The sequence below is a fragment of the Rhizobium sp. BK379 genome (assembly GCF_014193955.1).
Lineage (GTDB): Bacteria > Pseudomonadota > Alphaproteobacteria > Rhizobiales > Rhizobiaceae > Rhizobium.
Genome location: NZ_JACIAD010000004.1, coordinates 240420 through 267234 on the forward strand (window position 1 = coordinate 240420; position 26815 = coordinate 267234).

At 56.1% G+C, this 26815-nt stretch carries 22 protein-coding genes; 12 read left to right on the top strand and 10 right to left on the bottom strand.

The genetic code is table 11. The features are described 5' to 3' along the window. Positions 1 to 128: 128 nt before the first annotated feature. Positions 129 to 983, bottom strand: a complete 855-nt coding sequence (locus tag FHT93_RS20075; RefSeq protein WP_183849115.1) for a hypothetical protein — start codon at positions 981 to 983, stop codon at positions 129 to 131. A 4-nt stretch (positions 984 to 987) separates the two neighbouring features. Beyond that, positions 988 to 1356, bottom strand: a complete 369-nt coding sequence (locus FHT93_RS20080; RefSeq protein ID WP_183849117.1) for a hypothetical protein — start codon at positions 1354 to 1356, stop codon at positions 988 to 990. A 1259-nt stretch (positions 1357 to 2615) separates the two neighbouring features. Here FHT93_RS20080 and FHT93_RS20085 point away from each other — a divergent pair. The 3 genes from FHT93_RS20085 (at position 2616) to FHT93_RS20095 (ending at position 6805) form a co-directional block, all read left to right on the top strand. Beyond that, positions 2616 to 3317 carry a class I SAM-dependent methyltransferase gene (locus tag FHT93_RS20085; protein WP_183849119.1) on the top strand — a complete coding sequence of 234 codons (702 nt, stop codon included), beginning with the start codon at positions 2616 to 2618 and terminating at the stop codon, positions 3315 to 3317. Positions 3318 to 3461: 144 nt separating this feature from the next. Then, positions 3462 to 5384 (top strand): hypothetical protein, encoded by a 1923-nt coding sequence (locus FHT93_RS20090; protein ID WP_183849121.1) that lies wholly within the window; start codon positions 3462 to 3464, stop codon positions 5382 to 5384. A 287-nt stretch (positions 5385 to 5671) separates the two neighbouring features. Beyond that, the gene (locus FHT93_RS20095) at positions 5672 to 6805 is read left to right on the top strand and encodes an acyltransferase (protein ID WP_183849123.1); all 1134 of its coding nucleotides are present in this window, start codon (positions 5672 to 5674) and stop codon (positions 6803 to 6805) included. A 273-nt stretch (positions 6806 to 7078) separates the two neighbouring features. On the opposite strand, the gene FHT93_RS20100 is transcribed toward FHT93_RS20095, so the two are convergent. The 4 genes from FHT93_RS20100 to FHT93_RS20115 all read right to left on the bottom strand — a co-directional run bounded on the left by FHT93_RS20100 (position 7079) and on the right by FHT93_RS20115 (position 11519). Further along, positions 7079 to 7900 (bottom strand): hypothetical protein, encoded by an 822-nt coding sequence (locus FHT93_RS20100; RefSeq protein WP_246781690.1) that lies wholly within the window; start codon positions 7898 to 7900, stop codon positions 7079 to 7081. Positions 7901 to 8001: 101 nt separating this feature from the next. Then, positions 8002 to 8649, bottom strand: a complete 648-nt coding sequence (locus tag FHT93_RS20105) for a hypothetical protein (protein ID WP_183849125.1) — start codon at positions 8647 to 8649, stop codon at positions 8002 to 8004. A gap of 93 nt (positions 8650 to 8742) precedes the next feature. Continuing rightward, positions 8743 to 9951 carry a polysaccharide biosynthesis/export family protein gene (locus FHT93_RS20110; protein ID WP_029616383.1) on the bottom strand — a complete coding sequence of 403 codons (1209 nt, stop codon included), beginning with the start codon at positions 9949 to 9951 and terminating at the stop codon, positions 8743 to 8745. Positions 9952 to 10205: 254 nt separating this feature from the next. After that, entirely contained in the window at positions 10206 to 11519 is a 1314-nt protein-coding gene (locus tag FHT93_RS20115; protein ID WP_348649790.1) for an O-antigen ligase family protein, read from the bottom strand. 444 nt (positions 11520 to 11963) lie between these two features. On the opposite strand from FHT93_RS20115, the gene FHT93_RS20120 reads away from it, so the two are divergent. The 5 genes from FHT93_RS20120 (at position 11964) to galE (ending at position 18448) form a co-directional block, all read left to right on the top strand. Next, positions 11964 to 12557: a transglutaminase-like cysteine peptidase gene (locus tag FHT93_RS20120; RefSeq protein ID WP_183849127.1), complete on the top strand. Its 594-nt coding sequence runs from the start codon at positions 11964 to 11966 to the stop codon at positions 12555 to 12557. Positions 12558 to 12913: 356 nt separating this feature from the next. Further along, positions 12914 to 14644 (top strand): type I secretion system permease/ATPase, encoded by a 1731-nt coding sequence (locus tag FHT93_RS20125; protein ID WP_183849412.1) that lies wholly within the window; start codon positions 12914 to 12916, stop codon positions 14642 to 14644. A gap of 11 nt (positions 14645 to 14655) precedes the next feature. Then, positions 14656 to 15960, top strand: coding sequence for an HlyD family type I secretion periplasmic adaptor subunit (locus FHT93_RS20130; RefSeq protein WP_183849414.1), 1305 nt, complete (start codon positions 14656 to 14658; stop codon positions 15958 to 15960). Between the two features lie 398 nt (positions 15961 to 16358). Further along, the gene (locus FHT93_RS20135; protein WP_246781661.1) at positions 16359 to 17099 is read left to right on the top strand and encodes a rhizobiocin; all 741 of its coding nucleotides are present in this window, start codon (positions 16359 to 16361) and stop codon (positions 17097 to 17099) included. Between the two features lie 365 nt (positions 17100 to 17464). Further along, a complete protein-coding gene (gene galE, locus FHT93_RS20140) occupies positions 17465 to 18448 on the top strand; it encodes a UDP-glucose 4-epimerase GalE (RefSeq protein WP_025669545.1) in 984 nt (327 codons plus the stop codon). 973 nt (positions 18449 to 19421) lie between these two features. On the opposite strand, the gene FHT93_RS20145 is transcribed toward galE, so the two are convergent. Continuing rightward, the gene (locus FHT93_RS20145; RefSeq protein WP_183849129.1) at positions 19422 to 19685 is read right to left on the bottom strand and encodes a hypothetical protein; all 264 of its coding nucleotides are present in this window, start codon (positions 19683 to 19685) and stop codon (positions 19422 to 19424) included. A 540-nt stretch (positions 19686 to 20225) separates the two neighbouring features. Between FHT93_RS20145 and FHT93_RS20150 the strand changes: the two genes are divergently transcribed. The 4 genes from FHT93_RS20150 to FHT93_RS20165 all read left to right on the top strand — a co-directional run bounded on the left by FHT93_RS20150 (position 20226) and on the right by FHT93_RS20165 (position 22963). After that, positions 20226 to 20624 carry a type II toxin-antitoxin system VapC family toxin gene (locus FHT93_RS20150; protein ID WP_183849131.1) on the top strand — a complete coding sequence of 133 codons (399 nt, stop codon included), beginning with the start codon at positions 20226 to 20228 and terminating at the stop codon, positions 20622 to 20624. A gap of 771 nt (positions 20625 to 21395) precedes the next feature. Then, complete coding sequence (locus tag FHT93_RS20155; protein WP_112971320.1) at positions 21396 to 21707, top strand: DUF982 domain-containing protein; 312 nt, start codon at positions 21396 to 21398, stop codon at positions 21705 to 21707. 164 nt (positions 21708 to 21871) lie between these two features. After that, the gene (locus FHT93_RS20160) at positions 21872 to 22318 is read left to right on the top strand and encodes a transposase (protein ID WP_112971321.1); all 447 of its coding nucleotides are present in this window, start codon (positions 21872 to 21874) and stop codon (positions 22316 to 22318) included. 210 nt (positions 22319 to 22528) lie between these two features. Further along, entirely contained in the window at positions 22529 to 22963 is a 435-nt protein-coding gene (locus FHT93_RS20165; RefSeq protein ID WP_162728622.1) for a hypothetical protein, read from the top strand. A 573-nt stretch (positions 22964 to 23536) separates the two neighbouring features. On the opposite strand, the gene FHT93_RS20170 is transcribed toward FHT93_RS20165, so the two are convergent. The 3 genes from FHT93_RS20170 to FHT93_RS20180 all read right to left on the bottom strand — a co-directional run bounded on the left by FHT93_RS20170 (position 23537) and on the right by FHT93_RS20180 (position 26788). Beyond that, positions 23537 to 23899, bottom strand: coding sequence for a DUF2147 domain-containing protein (locus FHT93_RS20170; protein ID WP_246715678.1), 363 nt, complete (start codon positions 23897 to 23899; stop codon positions 23537 to 23539). A 33-nt stretch (positions 23900 to 23932) separates the two neighbouring features. Continuing rightward, entirely contained in the window at positions 23933 to 25165 is a 1233-nt protein-coding gene (locus tag FHT93_RS20175; RefSeq protein WP_112971324.1) for a cyclopropane-fatty-acyl-phospholipid synthase family protein, read from the bottom strand. 237 nt (positions 25166 to 25402) lie between these two features. Further along, a complete protein-coding gene (locus FHT93_RS20180) occupies positions 25403 to 26788 on the bottom strand; it encodes an NAD(P)/FAD-dependent oxidoreductase (protein ID WP_112971325.1) in 1386 nt (461 codons plus the stop codon). Positions 26789 to 26815 lie beyond the last annotated feature (27 nt).

Genomic DNA, 26815 nt, shown 5'->3' on the forward strand with positions numbered 1-26815 from the left:
CGCCGAGCCGCTGTCGACCCTATAGCCCGTAACTACGCAAGCCCTGTGCAACCTGAGCTGGTTATGCAGAAAGAATACTGCCTCCCAAGATTTTCATCAGGGTCAGCCTCGCCTTCGGGCGGGGCTTTTTAGATGGAAGCCATAGCGTGCAGCTTCGATAGCCAGCGGAGGTGGCCGCCTGCTTCACTCACCATATAAATCGCCAACTCCAATGGTGGTTGAGCCGGCTCTTCGGCGCCCGGTTCATGCCTGTAGAAGTGGGCGCCGTCGATCCAATCTTTCAGCGATGCAACTAGCTTTTGCGCCAGGTTAATCCCTGGCCTTTGCCCCGCATAAATCCTGTTGATGAGCGGTTCCAAGTGCTTCTGTACCTCGCCCCCGTTCAGCTGAGGGGCGGATGGGAACATCAGCCGGAATAAACTCTCGGTGGCGAAGAAAGCGTTCCTCAGTGCAGTCTTTCCATCAGGTGGAGTCTTATCGAGTGCACTGAAAGCTTCCTCGTAGAGTGAGCGAACGCCATTATAGCGCGCAGCGGCCAACCCCGAAATGGTGGAGATACGTACTGCTTCGAACTCTTGATCTACCGTAAAGTGAACGCCGCCTTGATCATCGATGCGGTATCTCACCTGCTCTTCCGCAAATATTCTACGGCAGTCATCGAGAAACTCTTTCCGCCTTCGAGACTGCTCTGCGTGATTGAAGCCCGAGATTGAGTTGTGAACGGTAGTAATTGAATCGAGGACGTCCCTGAGTTCCATAGCCTTCAGAATCGGAGGCCAATCGTGCGCATATGCACTACGAGTGACAAGAATTCCCTGCTCACTCTGAATGCGCTGGCCAAACCTTCGCAGGTCATCAATGCTATGTCCAGTTCCGGCGATGTGGAGCGCCAAACGATTACGCATTCGCTCGCTGTCCGGCAGCAAATCAGCACGCCTCATATAAACTTGCGAAAATCTCTGTCCCTCAGGGATATTGCTCATCAGCTTAGCTCATCCCAAAAAAATGCCGCAAGACGGGATGAACGCTATTCCAGATGGCCGCGAGTGATGCAGTCGCTTTTGCCGTGGCGTCCAATGCAGATAGTGCGGCTGCGATCATGCCGGGCCGTCTACCTTCGGCGCCTTTTACCGCCTGTTCACTCACGAATTCCACTTGGTCGAGAAGTGCTTGCTTCTGTGTGTCGTCTATATCATTTGCGCCAGCGATAAGTTCAGTCAGCTCCACGAGTGCAGAGCTTACCTCGTCACCTCCGGCCCTCTTAAGGTAAGAGATATTCACGTCGATCGAAGCTACGTTACCGGTGTTTATCGAGCCAACTACGCTGTTGTCGACTTTGATGTTGTTCAAGATCATTGGACCTCTTGGGATGTCTGGAACTTGGATTCTGGGGGAGGGCCCACCAAATGGTGCGATATGGTCCATCTCATCGGCAGCATAGTTCATTCCGATTGCCGCCATTCGAAAGTCAAGCGTCCTGGCCACCTCATATTTATGAAAACAGTCCACACATAGTGGCGAGTTGCTGACCTGCCACACTGGCGGTCTGCCGCACTGAGAACAGCGTCCCGCCTCAATAGCTGAGTTTTCTTCGCTCACCTCAACGCCCCCATGATTTTACGACCAAGCTTATCTTGATTTGCAAAATAGCCAATCCTGGGAGCCGGGTGCCGTGAGGAGCCAACAGCGGAGTCGAACCGATATCCACAGAAACAGAATTAGGAAAAAAATTAGGAGCCGGCTCATCTAAGAACCGACTCCTTCAATATAATCAGCTAGTTAGCTGAAGAAACTGGCTCCCCGGGCCGGGGCAGAGCCCTTGTTAAATCTTGCAACCCAGCAATTCAAATCATCAAGATGTTTGACCCGATCGTCATCCGCCGATCAGGCCCTTTGCTGAATAACGCCTGAAAAGATGCCGCGGGTACGATCGATGGACTCCGTACTTGAGAGCGAGAAAGTCAATACGTGCTCCGGCCAAATATTCGGCTAACAGAGCCATGCGGCGGTCGTGTGAGAGTGAGACGCGTGGCATCTGAAGTCCTACAATGTGATTTCGCCAGACTGACTGAGAGCAAGACCTAGATCAAGCCAATGACACGATCATCACACGCTGGCGGTGTTGCTGCATTTTTAAGCCGAGTGCCGTGTTGATGGCTGAGGATAAAAGCGTGGATATGCGATCATAGTTTGGGGAAAATTCAATGGCATCGCATGGTCATGGTGCCATGAGGGATAGGCTCGTGTCGTTGTTTATCAGGAACTGGCCACGAGAAAAGCATCTTTCGCCACTGGCTGATCGGACAGTACGCTCGATTGTATCGGACGTCGTCACGCGTTACCGCCGTGAATTTTTGTTCAACCGACGACTGGATTTGGTTGATGTATAGCTCTATCTCGTCGCGAATGACGCGTAATAATTTAGCGGTCATTCTGATGTGTAAAGTCCTTGTTCAGGCGATGGAGGAGGCACTTAGGGTGCGATCACACAGAACCACGTATTCTTAAGAATATCCGAACGAATAAACCTTCCCCGCCAACACATCCGACCCCGGCTAGGTAATTAGGAACTTATGGATGCTTCTTGCAGCGTGATAAAACCGTCGGAGAACGTGATGAATTCTTCTAGAATTTGGCTTGGCCGGCACAATGAGGAATTCGCAAAGAGTTTGCCCGCGGGTTCAATTGTGCTTGATGCAGGAGCCGGGAGCCAGCCCTACAGGCACCTGTTCGACCATTGCATCTATGAGTCGGCCGATTTCGAAATGGTCGACAAGGAATATGCGAGGTCCACCTATGTATGCGACCTTTCGCACATTCCCGTCGCGGCAGCCAGATTTGATGCCGTTGTGCTGAACCAGGTGTTGGAGCATCTCTCGGACCCGGTTGCCGTGCTTTGCGAAATGCACCGCATTCTCAAGAACGGCGGGACAATGATTTGCTCAGCCCCACTTTTCTACGAGGAGCATGAACAGCCCTACGACTTCTTCCGATACACTCAGTTTGCTTGGCGGCACCTCCTCAGGAACGCCGGCTTTGACATCGTCAGCCTGGATTGGATGGAGGGATATCTGGGAACGGTCGCCTATCAAATGGAAACAGCGTCGAAACATCTTCCGCGTGGCGCGAAGAATATCGCTCCAGGTGCGCTGGGAGTTGCGGCCGTTCCGCTCCTGGCATCTGTACGAATTGCTTGCAGGCATCTGGCGAGGATATTTTATCGCCTCGACGCACTGCAAAAATACACCCAGTCTGGTTTTCCGAAAAACTACATCGTCGTGGCAAAAAAGCCGTTTGCTGCTATGCAAGCGGCTTAGGGAGCGTTTCCAACTTTCTATCACGCTATTGAGCTGTGGCCCAACCATGGCCACCATTGCATCCAATTCTGCATCCAATAGTCCTGTCGGAACTATCACGAATCAGACGATCAGCTCCACCATACTCGTGACGGAAGGTTCGCATTGGACAGCACGCGTCGAAATCTGATCATCGGCCTCTCAGCGATATCCGGCAGCATTGCCGCGTCACTGACATCGGGCACCCGGGCGGCGCTCGGAACGCCGGCGTCGACCGTCGGAAACAGTGGAGCGCCGACGGCTCGTCGCGCCGTCGCCTACGGCACGAATGCGGCTTATCAGAAGGATACATCCGGCTCGCGCCAAATGGCATTCGTTCGGCGCAAGGAATATTTCCTGCCCTATGACGTCAAATCGGGCGAGTTGATCGAGTTTTCGTTTCCGCTTTGGACGCTGGAGCGTCCGGCGCGCAGTCCGGTCCTCGAGGTCGACCTCGCGGATGCTTATGATTTCATGCTGGCGATGGAGTATCCGTTCAGCGACAGTTCGACATCCACACCTGATCTTACAAATCGCTATCGGTGCCTGAACATGAGGGATAACCGGGCGATCTATTCATATGTGCCGGGTCAGGCGGAACGCATAATGGTATTTGCTGTGAAGGCCCCAGACGACATTCCGGCCTTCACGGCAATCGGCGCCATCCTGCTGCACGAATGCGTTGTCGGACGGTCCGGCGCGGTAAAGAACAAGGCGATCAACAGCGTCGTGAACGCCTCGACCTTCCTCGGCCGGCGGGACGGTTCGTTTAATTCGGCAACCCCTTTGATTGCCGCAGACCCGACGATGACTCAAGCCACGTTTCACGCCGCCAGCGGTGGTCAGACCGGCAACCCTGGGACCATGCTGGTCGGAGCTATACGGGTCGCGGTTCCTGCAGATGCCACGACGATCCTATCTATGGGCAACTCGAAGCTTCAGGGTGCCAACGAAGGCACATCTGGATCGGGCACTTTCGGTGATGGCGGTGGCGACCGCTTCGGCAACACCGGTTGGGGCACGCGTCTGGCATACAAGCTTGGCCTCGGCTGCGCTCAGATGTCCAGGGGCTCCGACAGCTATAACTATCAACTCGCCTCTGGTATTGATCGCCGCATGGAATTCGCCGCCTGGTGCAATCCGACACACCTTCTTCCGTGTGACGCACACAACGATACGACGCAAACATCGACACCGGAATGGTCGCAAAAGATCTGGGCGGTCGATGACACGTGCAGAGCGGACGGCAAGGCCTATATTGCCGACTCAGGTGGTGCCTCGGGACACATTGCACCGAGCGGCACGGGCAAGGGCATCCCCGACGGAGAGGTCCGTTGGACCTATATCGGACCTGATGACATGGGCTCGACCGCCGGCATGTCGCTTGTGGGCAAGATGCGCAAGCTTTTCCGAAAGTACCGCGCTGCAATGCCACATGTGAGCATCATTCCGCCGACCCTGACGCCTGACACGACGTCAAATGTCAAAGCTTTGGACTACATCTATGACAGCGGTTCGGGCGATCTTACCCTGACAATCCCCGACGGTTCAAAACTCTCAGTGGGAACCGATATTGGGGTAGCCGGACTGATCCCGAAGGCCTTTAACACAAGTTCGAAGAACTATGCGCCGATCACCTGCATCAACGGCAATCAGGTCACGGTAAATCTTTCCGTTGGCCTGACCTCGCCGACAGGGATTGCATCGGTCAACCTCAGCTGGAACGATCCCGTTTACCAGACACCCAGGCCCGGATATGCGGCGCACGCCAGCTTCCGCTCGTGGATCAACCGGTTCCTTCGAACAAACCCGAATCGAGCACTCGACATGGTCATCTGCGCTGATGCCGGCAAATGGGGAGAGGCCGGCAATCCCACCACGCCGGCGGCAGAAACCGGCGCCTGGGCTGCCGTTACGGCCGACCGCGCAAGACCCGAAAGCCCTCTTACCTCGGATGGCACCCACGAGACATCCTTTGGAAATGATTATATTGCAGCCAAGCTCGCGGGTGAGCCGGCTCTCGTGCAGGCATTGAAGGAGGCCGGTTAGCGACCAGAGATACGCTTCATCGGGATGCTCACAGCGTGGCGCGTGTTGTCCTTCTAACGCGAGCGCCTGAGCTGATCGGACGGACAGGTCTAAATCTCTGGATCACTCCGATGTTGAACCTGCTGGCATCGCAAGCATGGACAACAGACGATCCGGCGCAAGTTCAGGTCAAGTTTGTTGCTGCAGTGCAATAAATGACTTGTGTCCTGACACCCAAATATGGTCAAGTTCTCAGATCTCTACGAGCAGACAGTAGAATTTCGTAACCCACAGTAGAGGAATTGCACGTGACGAATGTTGGCAATGGCGGTCGTGTCGACTGCCTTGATGGACTGCGCGGCCTTGCAGCCCTCTGGGTATTGGTTGGCCACGCTCACATTCTGACCGGGTTTTCGCTTCCAGTCATCGGCGACCCCGATCTCGGTGTCGATCTCTTCATCATGCTGTCGGGCTTCCTGATGGTCTTCCACTACCAGCGCAGAAAAGAGCGCGAACCTTGGGAGGCGAGCGCTACCTGGATTACCTTCTGGATCAGGCGCTACTTCCGGATTGCGCCGCTCTATTATGTGATGCTCGTTGCCGCTCTTACGTTCGGCCCCTTCATCTTTGATTCCCGCATGATCATCGACGGCTTCAATGGTGTCGAACCGCAACTGGCCGATCGCTACCTCGACAGCAGTCTGACCAACTATCTGGTTCACCTGACATTTCTCTCCGGTTTCAGCCCTGATTATGCCTTCAGAACCGCGCTTCCGGACTGGAGCATCGGGCTTGAAATGCAATTTTACGCCGCTCTGCCGTTCGTCATGATTCTTGTTGGGCGTATCGGCTGGATCAAGGGAATTGTTGCTGTCTCCTTTGCCGGTATTGTGACTTCATATGCCCTGAACCGGATCGGTGTTTCCTTTCCTATGCCCACCTTCCTTCCACTGAAGATGCATATTTTCGCCGCCGGCATGTTGCTCGCCGGTGCCTTGTGGACGGACAGGATACGAGCCTATCAGTTTGCGGCTATAGCCACAGTCCTCGTTCTGGCTCCGCTCGGTGGCGGAAAGGATATGTTGCATCAGTCTGTGCGGGTCGCGCTTGTCCTCATCTTCTTCGCCTTCATCCATACGCATCGCCTTCCCGACGCTGTGGCAAAACTATTGAGGCCGATCGCTGGATTGCTGGGTAGCCGCTTTTTCCACAATCTTGGAGAACTGTCCTTCGGTGCCTACCTCATCCATCTGATGGTCATGCAGCCAGTCGTTGCCTATCTGATCGAGATGGCGGACGTCTCAGATCCGGTGCGCTGGGGTCTCTCGCTCCTCATCACGGTGCCGATTGTCTACGGCCTCGCATGGATCGGCTACAACCTAATCGAGATGCCGGGCCAGAACGTCGGCCGAGGCCTGACCAAGCCGCGCGCCAACGTCTAGATTGAACTTGTAACGATCCGATCCAAGTAGGGCACGAGAAGCACGGCCGCCGCAAGGTCGATTGGCGGAACGTTCAGCAAAGTCGCGATACGACAATCGAGTTGAAAGACGCGGTCTCGTCTGGATGGCCGGCCAAAGCCCACTGGCATTCTTCTATATCGACCGGTCGCTCTCGCAGCCAGGAAGCTAGCCCGGAAGCCAGATCAACGTCCGCCGGCTGGCCATCCGCGTCGGCGACCGCATGCATCTTGCACGTCGGCTGCGCCGGCCCGTTTACGGGAGCTTGTCGATGTTGAGACCGAACCATGCAAGCGAGCTTTTTCTCTCAGAGGAAAGCTGTGAGCCCTCGGTCTTCACATAGGGGAGGAGGGCGGCGCTGACCTTTGTCAACGCCGGGCCAACCTTTCGAGGGTCGCCGAGTTCGAGAAGACGTTTCACGTCGCTTTCGACGGACGCTCGAGCGTTATCAAGCGTCGTGACGTTGAGCCGGTTCCAGAAATAAAGCCGTGCCAAAAGCGCGACCTCATCTGCCGGAGCAAGCCTGGCTGACATCGTCAGCAGACCGGCAGTCGATTTGGGTTCCTGGGCAATTACGGCACGCACGACTGCGAGCCTGAGCCAAAGATTGCTATCGCCCGGCACGCACGCGACGGCGTGACGCATGTACCGTTCGGCATCGTCGGCGGCCTTGACCCAGGCCGCGTAGCCACTGATTTCGTTGGCGGCATCCAAGCGCTTGAGAACCAGCGTGGTGCCCGCCATGACGATATCCGAACGACAATAGTCGCCTGAGACGATGCCATCCGTACTCGCGGCCGTCTTGGCAAGTGTCTCCGCACTGACCTGTTCAGCTTGTTCGAGTCGCTCAGCGACGAGGAAAATATTTGCAAAACGCGCAGATTCTCTGATGTCGACTATAGCAAAAACAAGCAGGGAGACAGCGGTCAGAAGGAAAAGGACGGATAGGGGGGAGGGCAGCGACAACGCAATTGGGGCAAAAGTCTTTCGCCGCGTTTGTCCGTTTGCCTTGGAGCGCTGAGACATGTCCAACCGGTCCGACCGTGCAGAAGCGATCCGCCCCCCATTGCCAGCCATCGCGCGCAACAGGAGCTTTCCCTTAATGTTCAATGGTGAAAAAAGAGAGGCCGGGCGGCCCCCTCCCAGGACACAGTTACGCGGCGCGTCTTAAGAAAAGATCAGATGCTGCCGCTGACCGATGTGGTCCGGTTGATCGTAAAGTTGCCGGCACCCGTCGCGCCTGTCTGGAGTGAACCTGGGCCTTGAATGGCGCCGCCGTCATCTGTTCCAGTCGGCCCGCCGAGGCCTGTCGCGCCGGGGCTACCAATGTCGCCGCCGCCGGCCGGACCCGCGCCTGCGCCGCCGAGAGCGGCAACAGCCGTCTGGCCAGTCAGCGAAGCTTCGAATGCGGTGCGAAAGCTGCCGAGCGCCGGGTTGTTAAGAATCGCCGCGGCGACGGCCGCCGCAATCTCGTCAGCGAGATCGGAGTGCTGCGGACGGCAGACGTTAACAGCACGTCCAAGACCCGCACCGATCGCTGCTCTTTGAGCATCCGTCGTCGCGGGGTCGGCTGCCAGTGTCAGCATCTTTGCCGTCACGTTCGTCTCGGTCGCGGTCAGATCACGAACTGAACCGGCGACTGCATTGTCAGACGGATTGCCCGCGAGAATGCTTGCAGGCGTCGCGTTAAAGGCATCCATCTGCGAACCGCTTGCCGCACCAGGTCCCGAAAAGCAGTTGCCTGCAAAGGACGATGCGGCAAAGCAAAAGGTGCCGAATGCAAAGACGGCTGTACCTTTTAATATGTTCTTCCCTGCGCTTACCATTACCAGCCTCCAAAGATAACGGAGCTTATAACATAAACTCCGCTGAGCACCAGTCCGTTCAATATAAGGTGCCCGAAGTATTGTTCGATATAATTAATCTCCGAGGTCTCGAACCGCCTCGCGGGTATCGAGGGCGTCATTGGATACGCCCCTGACCGTGGACGTAACCGAGTTCAGAATGTCGAGGAACTTCACGAGTTCGACAGACTTCGCGTTGGAGATATACATGACATCCTTGTCGTTCATCCGGAACTCCTGAACTGCGAACAGAGTTGCGGGATCGCGCAGGTTCGCCCGAATGATGACCGGGACCTGGTCACCCTTGAAGCGGCTGGTGTCGATGTTCAGCCGCTGAAGAATGCCGCGGTCGACCTTGCGATACACGACGACTTCCCGTGGGTCAGCACGTGTGTCGATGAGACCGCCTGCCTTCGCCATGGCTTCGCCAAGGGTCAGGTTGGAATCTTCAAAGTCGATGCGATTGTTAATACCGGAGGCGCCAAGGGCGATGAAGGTACGGCGCTCGTGCTCGACCGAAACTGTATCGCCCGGCGCGAGATAGATATTTTCCGACGGGTTCTTCAGCAAGGTTTCGTAAGCGACGGTTGCCGTCTTGCCGCGCCGCTGAAGCGTCACATTGGTTTCGATATTCGGAGTTGTAAGACCGCCTGCCTCCGAAATTGCATCGAGGATGCGGTCGCCAGCCGGCGATAGGACGATCTTCAGCGGATTGTTGACGTCGCCGACAACAGCGACTTCCGAAGAGCGACTTGTCGTGGTCGTGAGAACGACCTGCGGCTCGATTGCGCGGCTCGCCAGCTTATCTTCGATGTCCTGCTCGACCTCTTCCTTCATGCGACCGGCTGCGGGAACGCGACCTGCATAAGGAATGCTGATCGTGCCAGCCTTGTCGATCGTTTGCTGCGGCAGGGTAATATAGTTACCCGGGCGACTGCCGGCGTCAGACGGGATGAAGAGACCACCAGACTGCGCTTCGAAAATTGAAACCTGCACGACATCGCCGAAACCGAGCGGGATATCCGGAGCACCGCCGCGACCACCGCCGAAGCCGCTGCGCAGGGAACTCGTGGGGATCTTGTCAAAATAGGGGAGAATGCCCTTATTCAGATCGATCAGAACATAGTCGATGCCAACCTTGCGATCGGGTGTCGTAACCTTAATTGCTGCAGCGCGGTCGATCTCCGCATGATCGGGACCAGACCTTGGGAGAGACGTGCAGCTGGAAAGCACGATCAGCATCGAGACGACGATGCCGCTACGGCGAGTTACAGGAATGCGCATCTTGACCCTACTTAGTAATAGCTGGAAACTGTCTAGCCCGTCGACAACTTAAAAGACAAGTAATTATCAGACCCCGTCAGGTACTCCATACCTAACAGAAGGTTATTGTGGCAATAGGGCAACATGGATTGTCCCATTTATGGTAAATTAGCAGGAGTTGATACGTTAAGATTCTACGGCAATTCCATTACAACCAAAACGAATATTATGCTTTTCTTTAATGGCGATTTTGTGGATCGAAAGCCTTTAAATCGTCACATTTCAAGGAGTTCGCGGCGATCGCCGATTCGTAAGCTAGCTGACGCATTCTTCCTGTTTTCGCTGACTCTTTCTTCGCGCCCGCAGCAAATCGAAACGACCGCGGCCAGAAACGCCATCATGAAAATGGCAAAGCCAGGAATTTGAATCGAAAAATCCACGGTCGCATGAGCCGCCGTCAAAATCGTGGCAGAACAACCCAGAATAGCGTAGTGCCTCAGCCGATGGCGGGCTTGATAACCCGTCCAGAAGGCACGCAGAAGCACGAAAAAAATCAGTACTACAGCGATAGGGAAAATTATCCCCAGCGTCAGAAAGCCCTCGAGATACGAATTATGGGCTCTGTCGACGATGCCACCGATCCCGCAATCCGGTGTTCGGTAGACTGAATAGACGGTGCGGAACGTACCGAAGCCGGTTCCCTGAAGCCAGTTCTGTGAAAGGGCATGGACCGTATCGGACCAAATGCAGAGGCGACCGTCCTGCGTGCCCCTCTGATCGGCACGCAGGATCGCTCGGCCACCGAAGATGGCAATAAAAACGAGCACAAGGATAATTGCGCAGCCCGTCAGCAGCCACCTTGGGAATGCCAAGCCCCCGGACTGCAATAACTGCCCGGAGCGGCTGCCTTTCCACTGGCTGGCAAGATAGGGGAGATAAAAGACGGCGCCCAAGCCTGCCACAACGAGCCCCGCGCGGGATTGGGTCAGCATCAGTGCGGTCAGGCAGGAAAGACCAAGCCCGGTGTACAGCCAGAAGCCAAGGCCTTCGTTGAAATTGCCTTTCGGAGCGGATGAAAAGCCGAAATAGGCGCGGCCATTTTCTGAAGCAAATGTCGCCGTCAGAAGAAAGCCAAGCCCTAGAAAGGTTGCCGCCGTGTTGCGGTTTACGAAAACGGCAGTGAGACTGTCGAGATAGTAGCGCTTGTTCTCAGTCAACAGCATTTTCGGAAACAGTAGAAATTGACCGAGCCCGAAAACCGAGATCAAACCCGCGCCGACAGCAAGGACCATAAGGATGCGGCGCGCCCGCCTGTCGGTATCGGCCACGATAAGTCCCGTCAAAAAAGTCATGCCGGGCAGCGCTATATAGAGAAGCGAGGCGAGGGTGTCTGCCGGCGCGACCGATATCGTGTCTCTTGACGCGCCAGCGAGCGCGTCGGCATCCTTCCAGATCGGATTGATAAGGGATGGCCAGGGGATGCGGACGGTCTGGATGACAATCCAGGCCGAGGTGATGATCAGGAGAAGCAGCGTCGAGACGAAGACCCAGCGGGCACGCCGGGGCTCACCGAAGAGCAATAGCGCCACAAGTGCGAGTGCGAACATGCAGATCGCAACGGCCGCGAAGGGCGTTGCATCAACGAGGCCGAACGGAATGACAGCCGCCAGCACCACCACGCTGTAAAGGCCGGCAACTATGCTCTTCAATCTTTCCGTCACAGCCACGGCCAAACTTCGAAAGGTCGGCCACCCCTCCGGCGCCGCTTGCGCTTGTCTGTGCAAGAATTACGCGACTTTTGCAACCCTATGCCGCGCAGGTGCGACAATTGCCCCAGAATCGGGGGCGATGCGATCGCTTTGAAAAAAGATGGTTCGCTAAAATTGTCTAGAACGATTTAAACGGATCGAGAGCCCTGCCTCCGTATGTTCCCGTCGTTGGCTGAAGCTGGATAGAGCTTCGACCAATGGAAGCCGGATTTCAACCGGCATGGACATTCGACCGCAATGCGGTCGTCGAAACGGGGTAAGAAAATGTTTAAGCACGCACTGGTTACTGCGGTGACGCTTGCATCTCTGTTTGCGGTTCAGACCGCGCAGGCCGCCGGTCCTGCCGGTATTGCCCGCGGATTGAAGGCCGCGCCGGCATTCAGCTATATTTCCGAAAAGCGCCGGACTACGGCACCTTTCGCCCATGTGATGTTCTGCGCGCAAAACCCCAGTGAATGCGAGGCACGCGGTGGAGCTTCGGAAATTTCGCTGAATGAATTCGCGAACAGGCAGCTTCGATCGGTCAATGCCTCGGTCAACCGTTCGATTCGCCCGGTCAACGACAGCCAGGATCAGGGCGATGTCTGGCAGGTGAACGTGAAATCGGGTGACTGCGAGGATTTCGCGCTGACGAAGCGTGATCATCTCATTGCCATGGGCTGGTCGCCGAAGGCGCTGCGGATTGCGGTGACCAAGACGCCTTACGGCGAAGGTCACGCGGTTCTGGTCGTCAAGACCGATCAGGGCGATCTCGTGCTCGACAACCGCACGAATGCGATCAAGGGCTGGAAGGATACGGATCTTCGCTGGCTGATGATCCAGTCGGGCGATAATCCGCGCATATGGTACGAATTGTAAGATATCACATTTGCTTCATCGGTCAGTCGGGGCGCGATACGGTTTTCCTGCGCGGCCCGCCATCTGATCGAGTTATCGCCTATACCAAAGCATGTCCTGTCAGCCACCGATCTACAAACACAGCTTCTGAGCCACTTGTGGCCTTGGCGTTTCGCTCCCTTTTGGACTCGGAGGCAAGCCGAGACGGAACGCGAGTGATGCAAGATGAGGTACACGCAGTAGTTATCGAAAAAGATGGAAGCAACAAGAACGTTAGAACCATACATTTTTAAGCAATTAAGTTCTTTTACAATGCGTTAAACGTGTGTATCAGATCTTTGGCGTCGAATTATCTCGGTCATTGGGTCAAGTACAACGTGTCTCTCGCTCGAACATGGCATGCTTTCGTTGCGGTTGCATTTGCAAGCGGCTTTATTAACCTGCTGCATTTGACGGGTTCGTTGTTCATGCTTGAGGTCTATGACCGCATATTGCCAAGCAAGAGCATCCCGTCTCTGATTGCCTTATGTGCCCTGGTTTTGTTGCTCTACGGCTTCCAGATGGGGTTCGATGTGGTCCGCGGCCAGATGTTGACCAGGGTCGCCGACATTCTGGATCAGCAAATTGAAGGGCGCATGTATAGGGCGCTCTTGAAAATGCCTTCTTCGGGTGAGGTCAGAGGTGACGGTCTGCAGGCCCTTTCCGACCTCGATCAGATTCGTGGATTTCTTTCGAGCAACGGCCCCAATGCGTTATTCGATTTTCCATGGCTGCCCTTTTACCTTCTTATTTGCTTCATGCTGCACCCTTGGATCGGTATCAGCGTCCTTGCTGGCGCGATCATTTTGGTCCTTATCACCGTACTCACGAACTGGTCCACGACCTCGTTGAGTGAGAGCGCAGCGATTGCTCGCGGTCAACGCAACGCCTTTGCGAGCGGAAGTCTTCGCAACGCCGAAGCCATTGGGGCGATGGGCATGTCCGGCACCATGTTGGCTATGTGGCGTGAGCTGCACGGCCAGTACAAACGCCAGAGCAGGCGAGGAGCCGACATCGTGGGCGCCTATGGTGCCGCGTCGAGGGTGGCGCGCATGATCATTCAGTCTGGCGTTATGGCGGTTGGCGCTGTTTTGGTCGTTAGTGGCGATGCCACCGCCGGTAGCATCATCGCCGGGTCGATCCTGTCGGCAAAAGCTCTCGCCCCCGTGGAACAGGCAATTGGTAACTGGCGCAGCTTCACGTCCGCACGGCAAGGTTGGAAGCGCCTTCAGAAATTTTTCGAGACCGTGCCGGAGGAGGAGCCCGTCCTGTCCCTGCCTCGGCCGGCATTCACTTTCTCGGTCGAAAATTTGACCGGATCCCCCCCTGGCGGCTCGGCACTTACACTGATGGATGTTTCATTCGACCTTCAGGCCGGAAGCGCGCTCGGCATCATCGGCCCGAGTGCATCGGGAAAGTCCACACTTGCCCGACTTATTGTTGGCGCCTGGCCTATCCGTCTGGGTAAGGTGCGATTTGACGGCGCAAGCTTGGACCAGTGGGACATGGACGAACTTGGCCAATACCTTGGCTATCTTCCGCAAACCGTCGAACTGATGGCCGGTACGATCGCGCAGAATATAGCTCGTTTTCGGCCGGACGCGACCGCTGCTTCCATTATAGATGCGGCCAAAGCCGCGAATGTTCATGATCTCATCCTTAACCTGCCGGATGGTTACAGGACCAAGATCGGCTCCAACGGTGAAGCGCTGTCGGCGGGTCAAAAGCAGCGTATCGCCCTTGCTCGCGCGCTCTATGGAGACCCTTTCTTGGTCGTACTGGACGAACCGAATTCCAATCTCGATGCGGAAGGCGAAAATGCGCTTAGCAGTGCGATTGCCAATGTCAGGGCAAGAGGCGGGATTGTGATCGTTATTGCCCATCGTCCAAGCGCGTTGGCCAATGTGGATCTGGTTGCCGTGATAGCTGCCGGGCGATTGCAGCGATTTGGCACGAAGGAAGAAATTTTCGGGCAGGTGCTGCGTCAGAATATTCGGCCGGTCACATCGGACCACCAGCCACGAGCAATCGAAAACGCCGGTTCGTCACCGGCGGCAAACGAAATGTGACGGTGCGCGACATGCTGCTGCGAAATCTCACAAAGTTACCGCTTGCCAAACACATCGCCGTTGTCGTTCTGCTCGCATTCGGCTTGGTCGTTGGCGTTTTTGGCTGGGCGATGACGACTGAGCTCTCAAGCGCGGTTATCGCATCCGGCCGTGTCGTCGTTGAGAGCAATACGAAGAAGATCCAGCATCTTGCGGGTGGGATAGTCAGCGAAATTGACGTCAAGGAAGGAGACCGGGTAGACGCCAACCAAGTGCTGGTGCGCCTCAACGGAACTGTCGTGCAGGCCAATCTTTCGATTGCCGAGAATACGCTTGCGCAGCTCTATGCGCGGCGTGCCAGATTGCAGGCCGAGGCGTCGCGGGCCTCTGAGGTGACGGTGCCCGAAAAGCTATCCGAGCTTGCAACGTCCAACTCTGCCACGACCCTGGTTGCAAGTGAACAAAACCTGTTCGTTAGTCGCAAGAATGCACTTGAAGGCATGAAGAGGCAGGTCGCCACGCGCAAGCAGCAATTGACAGACGAGGTGGCTGGTCTCACGGTCCAGATCAATGCGACCCGGGATCAAGTCGGCCTCGTTGAACAGGACCTCGAGAAGGTCAGCGCGCTCTATCAAAAGGGCCTGACGACGCAGCAACGACTGAATGACTACAAGCGTCGTAAGTCGGAGCTCGAAGGTCAGATGGGGCAGGGTATCGCGGCGCGCGCGCAGACTGAGGGCAAGATAGGCGAACTGGATCTTCAGCTGCTGCAGCTCGACGAAGACCGACAGTCGGAAGTCTCCAAAGATTTGACCACTGTCGAGGCCGGCATCGCCGAATATGAGGAGCGGCTGGCTGCCACGAAGGATCAGCTTGCACGCTTGGAGATTCGCGCACCGATTGCCGGCCGCATCTATCAGTTGACCATCCACAATGTTAATGCAGTCGTGCAGCCGGGGGAGGTCCTGATGCTGGTTGTGCCTGAGCACGATGAGCTGCAAGTTGAGGCAACGATCGCACCCAAGGACATCGATCAAATCTATAAGGGGCAGCCGGTCGATATCCGGTTTACGGCGTTCAACCAGACCACGACGCCCGACATTGGCGGTAAGGTTTCGCTCATCTCACCGGACCTTCAAACTGACCCCCGCACGGGTGCAGCTTTCTATATGCTGCGAATCACGCCTGACATGGCCACGCTCAAGGACCTGTCGGAAGGGTCCCTCTATCCCGGAATGCCTGCAGAAATCTTCATCAAAATCGCGGACCGCACGGTTATATCGTATTTTTCCAAACCATTCGCAGATAGGTTGCGATTGGCATTCAGGGAAGAGTGACGCGCAGCCAGATTGTCCCAAAAAGTGTTATATCAAATATCCTTTTGGGCGTTGTTACATACTTGCCAAAATTTTATGCTTATCTATTAGTAAATATAGACGTTTGTCGCTGCTGAACTTGGTGTGTCGGGCGTCACTAGTAAAAGCTTTATTCGAATAAGCAATGGAGAACACTCATGGCAGGTTTAGCAGTTACATTCGGTACCGGTGGCGCAGCCAACGTTTCCGACCTTCTGAGCATCGACGCCCAGAATTCGAACGCCCTTGACAATAGCACCCAGCAGCATGAGACGACGACCGGCAATGGATCTTCGATCGGATCCGGTCCTGTAACGGTTGGCGGCCCTGGCGTAGGCGGTGACGTTGCCCTCAGCTTTGACCAGGATGCAAATTCCTTCGTGTTTGACGTTGTCGGCAAGTGGAATTCAGTCAAAAACGTGCTCGCTCAATCTGACAGCGCGGAGAACGTTTATTTCAAGGATTTCGTTCAGGCCGACGTCCATCTCGGTGGCAACAGCGCGTCGTCCGTTGAGATCTTAAACGTAAAGCGTGCAAACGTTTCCACCGGCGCAGGCAACGACACGGTCACCATCTCGCTGTTGACGAATGACAGCAGCTGGGCAAATTCGGTCGCCGTTAACACAGGCGCTGGAAACGATACGATCACGATCAAGTCTGGCGTGGGCTTCAAGGATGCTACTGCCGCTGGAAGCGGTGGCATCGCTGGTGCCACGGCTTTCAACGGTGGCAATGGTTTGACGGATGGTCGCTATACTACAGTTGATATCAAGGCCGGCGCCGGCAACGACACGGTCGACCTTTCGGGCGTTAACCTGAAGTCTTCGACCGTTGAAGGCGGAACCGGCATCGATCACCTGATCGCAAGCAGCGGTGCCGATACATTTGTGTTCCATCTCGGCGACATGGCCAAGTCGATCATCACGGATACGATCGACGGCTTCAACGCAACCATGGATAAGCTCAAGCTCGTGGGGACGGTTGAAAGTGATTGGACGGCAACGGACTTCGGTGGCGACGCCGTTGTTAAGTATGTCGGTGCCGATCTCGCCCACAAGGGCGAAACGATAGTCCTGAGCAACGTCGACGCCAGCGGTTTCCATAACTGGTTCACCGCTTAAGGTTAGACGCTTACGGAAATGCATTAACATGCCGCCGAGAGGCGGCATGTTTCTTTGTGGATTGGGCAATGACCAGGCAGCCGGACTTATGCTCAAGCTTGTTGTGGCCGACACCGCAACAGCCGTAGCTGCTCGGCACGAACTCTTCGGCTTCGCCGGCCATGATTCCCTCGCTCTATCTTCGGGCCCAATCTTCGGGTCGATAGCGTCTAGCCCGCCTGCAGATGACTGTAGTTCCGAGGGAATCAAATACACAAGACATGTCTAATGTTCTGCCTTTTTCAGATTATATGGTCGCGAAGCTTTTTCCTGACATGTAATTTGGCTAAGGTCCGCGCATCTGTGGCTTGCAAAAGGTGAGATGTATGGCAGGTGAAACGGTACTCGTCGTCGGCGGTGCGGGATATATTGGCTCGCATACGTGTCTCGATCTGGCGAACAAGGGTTACAAGCCCGTCGTCTTCGATAATTTTTCCAACGGCCATCGCGAATTCGTCAAATGGGGACCGGCGGAAGAGGGCGACATTCGCGATAGGGCCCGTCTCGATGAGGTGCTGGCAAAGCATAAGCCGTCGGCAATCCTGCATTTCGCGGCGCTGATCGAAGTCGGCGAATCGGTCAAGGATCCGGTCTCGTTCTATGAGAATAATGTCATCGGCACGCTGACGCTGTTGTCGGCGGCGCAGGCCGCCGGCATCAATGCCTTCGTCTTCTCGTCCACCTGCGCGACCTATGGTCTGCCGCAGAGCGTGCCGCTCGATGAGACGCATCGCCAGGTGCCGATCAATCCCTACGGCCGTACCAAATATATCGTCGAGCAGGCGCTTGCCGATTACGACCAGTACAAGAGCCTTCGCTCCGTCGTGCTGCGTTATTTCAATGCCGCCGGTGCCGATTTCGAAGGCCGGATCGGCGAATGGCACCAGCCGGAAACGCATGCGATCCCACTGGCGATCGATGCAGCGCTCGGCCGTCGCCAGGGGTTCAAGGTTTTCGGCAGCGATTACGAGACGCGCGACGGCACCTGCGTGCGCGACTATATCCATGTTCTCGATCTTGCGGACGCACATGTGCGCGCCGTCCAATATCTGCTTGATGGCGGTGAATCCGTCGCGCTCAATCTTGGCACGGGCACCGGCACGACGGTGAAGGAACTGCTCGGCGCCATCGAAGACGTCTCCCGAAAACCGTTCCCGGTCGAGTATATCGGTCGTCGCGAGGGCGATTCGCATACGCTGGTTGCCAATAACGACAAGGCGCGTGACGTGCTGGGCTGGGTGCCGCAATATGATCTCTCGCAGATCATCCAGTCGGCCTGGAACTGGCATGCGCGATCAAACCACCACTGAAGTCGGGACTTGGCGCAACCAAGCAAGCTCATCCCCGTCGAGACATGAACTCGATAGCGGATAGCCGCAGATCTCGTAACCAGCCTGATTCGGCATTTAGGCATGGAGCCTGGCAATGCGACTCTTGCCAGACTCGGCAATTGAGAAAGCCCTCTGGCAATCCCGTTTGCGTCCGCTAATCATCGGAAAATCGGTTGGATTGCTGGCCCACCGGAGCCAATTGCTGATCGTTTTCTGGCTGACGTTTCGTGCATTGAGAAAGCCATAAATATCGACGTAAAGGCCCACCGAGCGTGATAGCGGATTATTATGGATGCAGCTCGTCACCGGGACACCGGTTGAAACCGTTCTCTCGTCGCAATGGGCAACGCCTCTCATCAATCGGCAAGACTATACTGGGTGACAAGCTGCTCTAGAACACAATAGAAACTAGTATTAGTTATAGAGACTAAGGTATATGGGCTGCTTGGTGAAACATGCGTATCCAATGGCTAATCATAGCTGGACTGGTCAGCGCCCTCATGTGGATAGGGATCTATAATGGATCTCGGGAAACTTTTCGTTCAGTGCAGGCTTTGGGAACGATGCCAGTTGTCAGATGATTTAAGTCCGGAAGAAGCTGCCGGCGCCTCAACCTTGTCGGGGCCGGTCGAAAGAGTGTTGCGACTTGCTCTACTCAAATGCTTATGAGCACCCCGAGTCAGTCGCCATCGAAGAGAAATGGCAGGAAGCCTCGGGACTGCGGGGGCGATTCGAAAAGCGAGCGGACGGCAACAGCTAGAGCTATCCAGACGGCCTCGGCATTTGAGGCTCAACCCGATGCAGGAACAGAACGCCCGTGCGCCGCCGCTGATAGGGAGCGCCGAATGATTGCGGGCGGTGTGTCGATCGCACATACAGTACGCATTGCGTTTATTTGACGGGGAAGGGCGTCAAAGTCGCGACCAAGCTCGTCATTAAGGCGGCAGAATACCTACCAACTGCGGTTGGCGTCAAAGTCGCCGCGCTCTTCTTCGGTCAGCTGGCGGTGTACCCATTTTCCGTTGGTGGACTTGCGCATAACGAGCCCGGTAATCGAAATCTTGGTATTGATGTCGACAACGTCGTTGAAAACACGAGCGAAAGCCCATTCGTCTTCATATCCGCCATTGCGGTAGAGAATCCAGAAGCGCTTTAGCGCTACGGACATGTAACGGGCAATGTCTTTGGCAGCTTCGCTGACGGTTGTTGTGCTCATGTAAAATCCCCCGCAACTCCGGGGATGATCTAAACCGTAGCAAAAGACAACTGTTGCAGTTCAGGCGCACGCCAGCGAGACAGACTTTTTTTGGGATTTAGTTAACCGGGCCTATTGCTCTGCAAATGATGCATTGCGGAAATCTAACGATAATTTTTGTTCTGGCCCCCTATTTCTTCGAATAACCAGGCCAGAATAGCGACACTCACGAGAGCTGCGATAAACACTACATAGACAACGATTCCGATCGCAGCAGCGAAGACAATGAAAGGGTTCGGTATACGGATAGGTGTTGGGGTTTGCGATTTCGCCATACAGATATCCTCCTAAATTAGGAAGTTATCATGTAAGGTTTAGGAAGGAGCTATTAGATCCACTAAAGTTTTAAACGCACAAGCGCCATCGAAAAGGCTTGAGGCGCTCCACGAGGCCGGTGAGCAGTCCGGTGATTCTGTGCAGGCCGCTCGTATCGCACCTTGCGTCTAGAATCTTCATCGAGGAAATGAACGAGATAGCTGCTGAGGGCTGGAGCGACGACGCGTGAAAATCGCGGCCGATTCAAATGTCCTGGCGCGGGCGGTTCTGCAGGACGACCCGCAGCAAGGCAAGGCAGCTGCAAAGCTTCTTGAGGAAGCCACACTAATCGCTGTTTCATTGCCAAGTCTTTGCGAGCTGGTCTGGATCTTGCGGCGCGGCGCGAAGCTGTCCAAAGACGATATCGCTCAGACAATTCGCGATCTTCTGGTCACGGCGAAGGTGTCGATGGACAGGCCTGCCGTCGAAGCGGGTCTGGCTGTCCTTGAAGCCGGCGGCGATTTCGCCGATGGCGTCATCGCTCATGAAGGAGCGTGGCTTGGCGGGGAGACCTTCGTGTCATTCGACCGAAAATCGATTGATCTGCTTAAGCTTCAGGGTCGGCAAACGCTTCTGCTGAGCTAGATAAAATTCGCCGCGCGGACGAGAAGCGTTGGGAACCACAACCATAAGCGGTGGATCGCATAATATGTATTATGGAACCAGCCACTTCTGAGTTCCGGAGCTATCACAGGACGAAGTTACAGGAACTAAAAAAGCACCTGCGGTCCGGTAAGATCTACCGTCGGAAGGGTCTCGCCCAATGGTCGTCGTCCGTCGATCGGCATTTACAGCAGCCGCTGGCTAAACTACCTGACGACGCTATGAACCTGATCGAGACCTTCCTGAAGGACGACCGTTATCTCGTCACCTCGCGTAATGCCATAACAGCTTTAGTCAAAATACTTGTCATGACGTACTGCGATAGATTCCTGAAACCAACGGGATCGTCATGATGCCTCTCAGGGCGTTCTGCCCGCATGGATTGTCGTTCACAAACAATTAACAAGCCAGGCGAGGTAAAAGGGTAGAAATACCCGAGCGCGTCGAGCGCGCTCAATTTGATCCGCCACAATACCTTTTCGGATAGCGGTGATATGCACAGTCGCGCGATACCAGATTGAACGCCTCCGGTTGCATTCAACTACGAATCCTCGCATCTCGTTATCGCTGCCTTCGTCCACGTCGCAACAACGGTTGATCGCAGCTTAGGGCGCTCCGACGCATGGTCGTTGAGCGCCCTTGCTTTTGTGACGCACAGCTTCAACGAAGGTTGGTTCTGCAGAAATATTCAATTTTAAATTAAATAATTCGCGCGTATGTTGCACGGAATTTAATGCCTTTGGGTTGAGGGCCATGTCCTGGGATACGTCATCGACATTTACGCCGATCGGCATTGTTCGGCACGGTACAGCAACGCGAAGGGTTGTGCGGACGCTGGGGGATGCAGCCCATCTCCTCATGAAAGATTGGCCGTCTGATGACGGCGAGGAGTATGTTGCTGCCGTGAAAGCCTGCGTCGACGCGATTACCGGAGAAATTTCCCCAGATCAATTTCGTGAAATCTTCTTGCTTGCTGCCAATGAGGCCGGAATTACCGCTCTAACGGTCGTGCATCATGAACTGGAGCGACCTCAACCTGGCCGGTCTTCCCAACAGTGCAATTGACGTCCAATTTCGAAGCTCCGATCGACCACAAGAAGTTCAGGCCGCTGGCAATCTGTCTGCCGCACTCCTTCGGTGGAGGCGGGCTCATTGGGGTTTTCGATGCCGCGACGTTGACTCCAGCCCCGACCTGGTCGAAAACGCGTGGAACAACATGAGGATCATCGATGGCCGACGAAGAACTCCTTGCACCGTCTGATAACATCACAACAAAGACTGAAGCGGAGTCCGCTCGCGGCAAGCGGTCGAGGTCTAAGAAACCAACGGCGGCAAAGGCTGACTCGACCATTCAAAAGACGGCAAAGCCCAAGGCGCGCGGATTGAGTGATGACGAGAAGCGCGGGAAAATCAATCAAGTTGAAGCTGCCATTGCCGGTGGCGAAACATTGAAGGATGCCGTGAAGGCCGTGGCGATATCCGACCAGACCTACTACACGTGGAAGAAAGCCCTTGCTGTAGCGCCTCCCGGAGCGTCCGCGAACACTGCCACGTTGGACGACGAACTCGCTGAATTTGCCCAGCTCGAGGAAGAAAATCGCAGGCTGCGGAAGTTGCTCGCCGAAAAACTTCGCGACGAAAATACCTCGCTGCGCAAGCGGCTAGGTATGAACTAGCCAAGGCTTCATGTTTGAGATGACTTCACTAACGAGGCAGTGGGCACTGCGCTCGATCAATTGATGTGAAGCTGGGGAACGATGAGAACAACACAGCGCAACTTCGTCGTCGAATACAAGAATCGGCGGCAGGCCCAAGTTCGATCTCCATCCATTTGGGGCAACCTCGATCTGCGGGCCGTTGCGCTGCAGATCGAAACTGATGGCGTCTTGCCTGATATCGACGGGGCAGACGCGGAACCTATTGCCAATGCTGTGGTTCCCGGCTTAGCGAGTACGTCCTCGATGGAGCCTTGTGTTCCGACCGGAACGATCCTGACCGAGCATAATTTAGCCCCGCAAGGACTGGACCATGAGCTTCCGGCCATCGATACGACCGCGGCGCATGACAATCCGCCAATAGCAATTAAGCCTGTTCGTTCTTCCAAGCCTGACAATCGCGCCTCTTTCCCGGAGCGCGTAGTCGGGGGACGCCTCGAAGGCTTTGTCCACGATAACGGCGAGGACGATCTTAACGCGCTCGAGGAGGAGAACCGCCGGTTGAAGAGGCTGATGATCGTCAAGTTTCGTCAGGAAAATGCCGAGCTGAGATCGATGCTGAAGCGGTTCGGTGCCGAACATGTGGAGCGTTCTCTCCGGATTTAGACGGCGGCCCGTTGGCCCAACAAGTCGTTCGCGACCTAGCTGGCAGCCGGCGGGATGGCCACCTTCATCGGGGAACTTGAGCTCCTAGACAGGCTGCGCTTCAAAGCGCTCGCGGCAAGAGCAGGCCGCGCGGCCGATAGCATTTGCGAGATGCGCCAGGGACCACTTCGCGCGTGAAACTGGGCGAGAGACTTTGAGAGGATCAGGCTATGCATTGCATATCCTGGCGGGTTCCCGTACTAGCCCGGATCATCATACGAGGGTGGACCGTACAGCCGACTTTAGTGGGGTCAGGGCTTCAGTCCCCCGGCTGCACGGCCCGCGTATGAAGCCCGGCGGCGAGGTAAAGTTCCCGCAATAAATGCGCCACGATGAATCAACGTTTCTACGTGGTTAACGTCCGCAAAGAGACGCCTGGCCTGCCTTAGGCAGTAGGTAGGAACAATTATGCGTTTCTGAAGTTGTCGGAGCGGGATCGCGCGGCGGGTGTTTGCCAACCTTCGACACCCTAACCTCAAACTGTGCGATCCCGCCCTGCCCGACCGGCTTCGAAGCGAGCATGAGCGTCAATCCTCACTTAATCCGCGCCCATTCCACGCCCTTGCACAGGAGGCCGGCAATGATGCATCCCTTCGTGACCATCTTGTCTCCATCGACCGTTACCGTCAGGCTGTAGGTTAGGTCACGCTGTGGATCAAAAGCTGTGCCGGAATAGACCCCGCTCGTGCCCCTCTTGATGGTCATGACCAGCTTGTCGCCCTGTTTTTCCTTGGGAGTCCCTGGCTTTATCCACGTGTTGATTGCGCAGAGATCGGAGCCACACGGCGCGATCCTTACGCTGGCATTCCCGTCGCCTCGCGCCCACCGACCTTCGATATCGGTGGCATTTGCCATGCCGTACAAACAAAGGTTGACAGCCATGGCCGCCGGGATCATTGGTGTCATCTTTGCTCTCCTTGGTTGCGCGACCTATGAATGCTTGATGGTATAGAGCCCAACATTGATACTGCCCTCTTCGAAACCTGCCTCGCAGTAACAGAGGTAATAGTGCCACAACCGCTTGAAGCGCTCATCGAAGCCAAGGGTTGCGATGGCGGGCCAGCGGGCATGAAACCGCTTGCGCCACTCCCGCAGCGTTCTTGCATACGATTTCCCGAAGTGGTCTACCTCTTGTAGCTTGAGCCCGGACGAGGTGATCGCAGCGACGAGCGCTGGCTCGGACGGCAGGAATCCCCCTGGGAATATATATTTCTGGATAAAGTCGATGCTGCTGCGATAGCTTCTGAAACGCTTGTCCTCAATGGAAATGATCTGCAGAACCGCACGGCCCTGCGGCGCCAGGCATCGACGAAGGGTCTCGAAGTAGCTCGGCCAATATGCTTCCCCGACTGCCTCGAACATTTCAATCGACACGATGCGATCGAACTGTCCGTCCGTGTCGCGGTAGTCCTGCAGCCGCAGATCGATTTGCTGGCCCCTGCCGCTCGCCACGGCTACCTCTTGTGCCCACCGAAGTTGCGCGGGCGAGAGCGTCAAACCGACCACCTGCGCGTTAGAATGCGTGGCGAGATCAGCGGCAAGGGCGCCCCACCCGCAGCCGATCTCGAGAACGCGTTCGCCACCTCGAAGAGCAAGTTTCTCGCGGATGCGCGAAAGCCGCATCTGCTGGGCGGCTTCCAGTGTGGGCGTCGTGTCGTCGAAAATCGCCGAGGAATAAAGCATCATGCTGTCGAGCCACTCCCGATAGAAGTCGTTGCCGAGATCGTAATGCGCTTCGATATTGCGGCGACTTCCCCTGCGCGTGTTGGCATTGAACCGATGGCCGATCCGATTGAATAGCCGCATCAGGATGTTGCCGTTGATCGCGCGCGAAAGCGCGTCGCTATTCCTCGCCGCCAGGCCGATCAACGCGGTCAGGTCCGGTGTCGTCCAGTCCTCGTCAAGGTAACCCGCCGCAAAGCCGACATCGCCGGCCGTGAGCAGATGATATAACATCCGCCATCGCCGCATGATGAGCATCGCATCCGGCCCCTGTTCAGGTCCGACTTTTTCGATGACAGTGCCATTCGGAAGCACGATCCGCAGCCGGCCAAAACTCATCTCCGAAATAAGCCGCGCTACGAGACGGCCGCCAGGGCCAAGCTTCTTTGTGTTGCCGGAAGGAGCGAGTGGAACGCCAAGGGAATCGTCAGGCTGGCTCATGGCTTGCCGTCCTCCCGCTCAAGCATGATTTGTTGGGCGTTGGGCGCAGGAACGAGCCACGCGTGATCGGCAGGCGGCGGCGGCCGGACAGGCTGCGGACGCGCGCCACCCGGATCGCCGACGTCCCCACACTGATGTCGCGAGTTAGCGCGCATGATATGTTCACGGGCCGCCGCGTCTTTGACGTCCGCTGCAATGTCAACATCTGGCCGAGGACGGCCGGCCAAGCTTTTGTCCTCATGCCAGCACCTCCAGCTCGAAGGGGCGCTCTGCCGGTCGGGTCAGGGGCTTGCGCACGATGCGCGCGCTTTCCTGCGCCACCTGCCAGGGTCGCCGCAATCCGCCGAGCTCTTCCGCCACGGCCAGCCCCGCTTGAAGGCCGTCCTCGTGGAAGCCCGCGCCGAAATGGGCTCCGCAGAACCACGTGTTGCGCTTTCCCTGCAGCGACCATAATTCCTGTTGCGCCTGCTCGGTTTCAAGGGCGAAGACGGGATGGTCGCAGACTTCGCGACGAAGGATGCTATCCGGACGTGGCTCGCGTTGCGGGTTCAAGGTGACGAATGTCGGTGGCGCGGTGCCGAGGGGCTGCAGCTTGTTCATCCAATAGGTAATCGAGGGCTTTTGCGCCTCGTCGCACCCGTCCGTTCGACGGTCGACGACATAGTTCCAGCTCGACCAGGCGGCGCGCCGTTTCGGCATCAGCCCAGTATCGCCATGAAGCACAGCCTCGTTGCGCGAATAACGGAAAGCGCCGAGGACGCGCCGCTCTTCATCGCTGGCATCGGCAAGCATGCGAAGCGCCTGATCGGCATGCGTAGCCACGACCACATCATCAAATGCCTGCTGCTGACCGGAACCATCATGAACTATAACCCGCCCCTCCTCGCGACGAATGACCGTAACCGGTGTCGAGATCCGGATCTTGTCGGAGAAGCGTTGGCTCATGCGACTGACATATTCACGGCTTCCCCCTTCCACCGTGCGCCAGGTCGGTCGGTTCCACAATCTGAGCAGGCCGTGGTTACAGCTGAATTTCACGAAACCGGCGGCGGGATAGGCCGCGACATCCATGGTCGGCGTCGACCAGATGGCGGACGCCATCGGGTAAAGGTGATCATAGCGGAATGCGCGGCCATAGCCGTTTAAGTCGAGATACTGCTCGAGCGAGATGCCGTCCATCGTCGCCAGATCGCGCGGCGCGTTGCGGTAAAAGCGTAGAAGATCGCGCATCATTGACCAGAAGCGCAGGCTAACCGCGTTGATCGGTTGCGCAAGCAGCCCCAACCCGGTCCCCCCGGAATATTCGAACGCGCCGTTGTCCATCGAGACCGCAAAAGACATGTTGGACGCGGTCGTGGGCACCTGCAGCATATGGAAGAGTGCCGTCAGGTTAGGATATGTCAGTTCGTTGTAGACAATGAAGCCGGTATCAACCACGACGGGCCCGCTCGCGCTTTCGAATTCCACCGTATTGCTGTGCCCGCCGATCCGATCGGCCGCCTCATACACAGTGACCTCGTGGCGGTGCGAAAGTAGCCATGCGGCGGAAAGCCCGGAAATCCCGCTGCCCACGACTGCGATGTTCAGGCGCCGTTCGCCCGGGATCCGCTGATAAAATGTCATCAATTCCTCTCGTCGACGCTCTCTGCT

Bases quoted from the DNA above. Each gene is read 5' to 3' on its own strand.
- FHT93_RS20130 (WP_183849414.1), top strand. From the start codon at position 14,656: ATGCTGCTGCGAAATCTCACAAAGTTACCGCTTGCCAAACACATCGCC.
- FHT93_RS20145 (WP_183849129.1), bottom strand. From the start codon at position 19,685: ATGAGCACAACAACCGTCAGCGAAGCTGCCAAAGACATTGCCCGTTAC.
- FHT93_RS20080 (WP_183849117.1), bottom strand. From the start codon at position 1,356: ATGATCTTGAACAACATCAAAGTCGACAACAGCGTAGTTGGCTCGATA.
- FHT93_RS20110 (WP_029616383.1), bottom strand. From the start codon at position 9,951: ATGCGCATTCCTGTAACTCGCCGTAGCGGCATCGTCGTCTCGATGCTG.
- FHT93_RS20120 (WP_183849127.1), top strand. From the start codon at position 11,964: ATGTTTAAGCACGCACTGGTTACTGCGGTGACGCTTGCATCTCTGTTT.
- FHT93_RS20085 (WP_183849119.1), top strand. From the start codon at position 2,616: ATGAATTCTTCTAGAATTTGGCTTGGCCGGCACAATGAGGAATTCGCA.
- FHT93_RS20170 (WP_246715678.1), bottom strand. From the start codon at position 23,899: ATGATCCCGGCGGCCATGGCTGTCAACCTTTGTTTGTACGGCATGGCA.
- FHT93_RS20075 (WP_183849115.1), bottom strand. From the start codon at position 983: ATGAGCAATATCCCTGAGGGACAGAGATTTTCGCAAGTTTATATGAGG.
- galE (WP_025669545.1), top strand. From the start codon at position 17,465: ATGGCAGGTGAAACGGTACTCGTCGTCGGCGGTGCGGGATATATTGGC.
- FHT93_RS20160 (WP_112971321.1), top strand. From the start codon at position 21,872: ATGGCCGACGAAGAACTCCTTGCACCGTCTGATAACATCACAACAAAG.
- FHT93_RS20100 (WP_246781690.1), bottom strand. From the start codon at position 7,900: ATGGCTGGCAATGGGGGGCGGATCGCTTCTGCACGGTCGGACCGGTTG.
- FHT93_RS20180 (WP_112971325.1), bottom strand. From the start codon at position 26,788: ATGACATTTTATCAGCGGATCCCGGGCGAACGGCGCCTGAACATCGCA.
- FHT93_RS20105 (WP_183849125.1), bottom strand. From the start codon at position 8,649: ATGGTAAGCGCAGGGAAGAACATATTAAAAGGTACAGCCGTCTTTGCA.
- FHT93_RS20155 (WP_112971320.1), top strand. From the start codon at position 21,396: ATGTCCTGGGATACGTCATCGACATTTACGCCGATCGGCATTGTTCGG.
- FHT93_RS20175 (WP_112971324.1), bottom strand. From the start codon at position 25,165: ATGAGCCAGCCTGACGATTCCCTTGGCGTTCCACTCGCTCCTTCCGGC.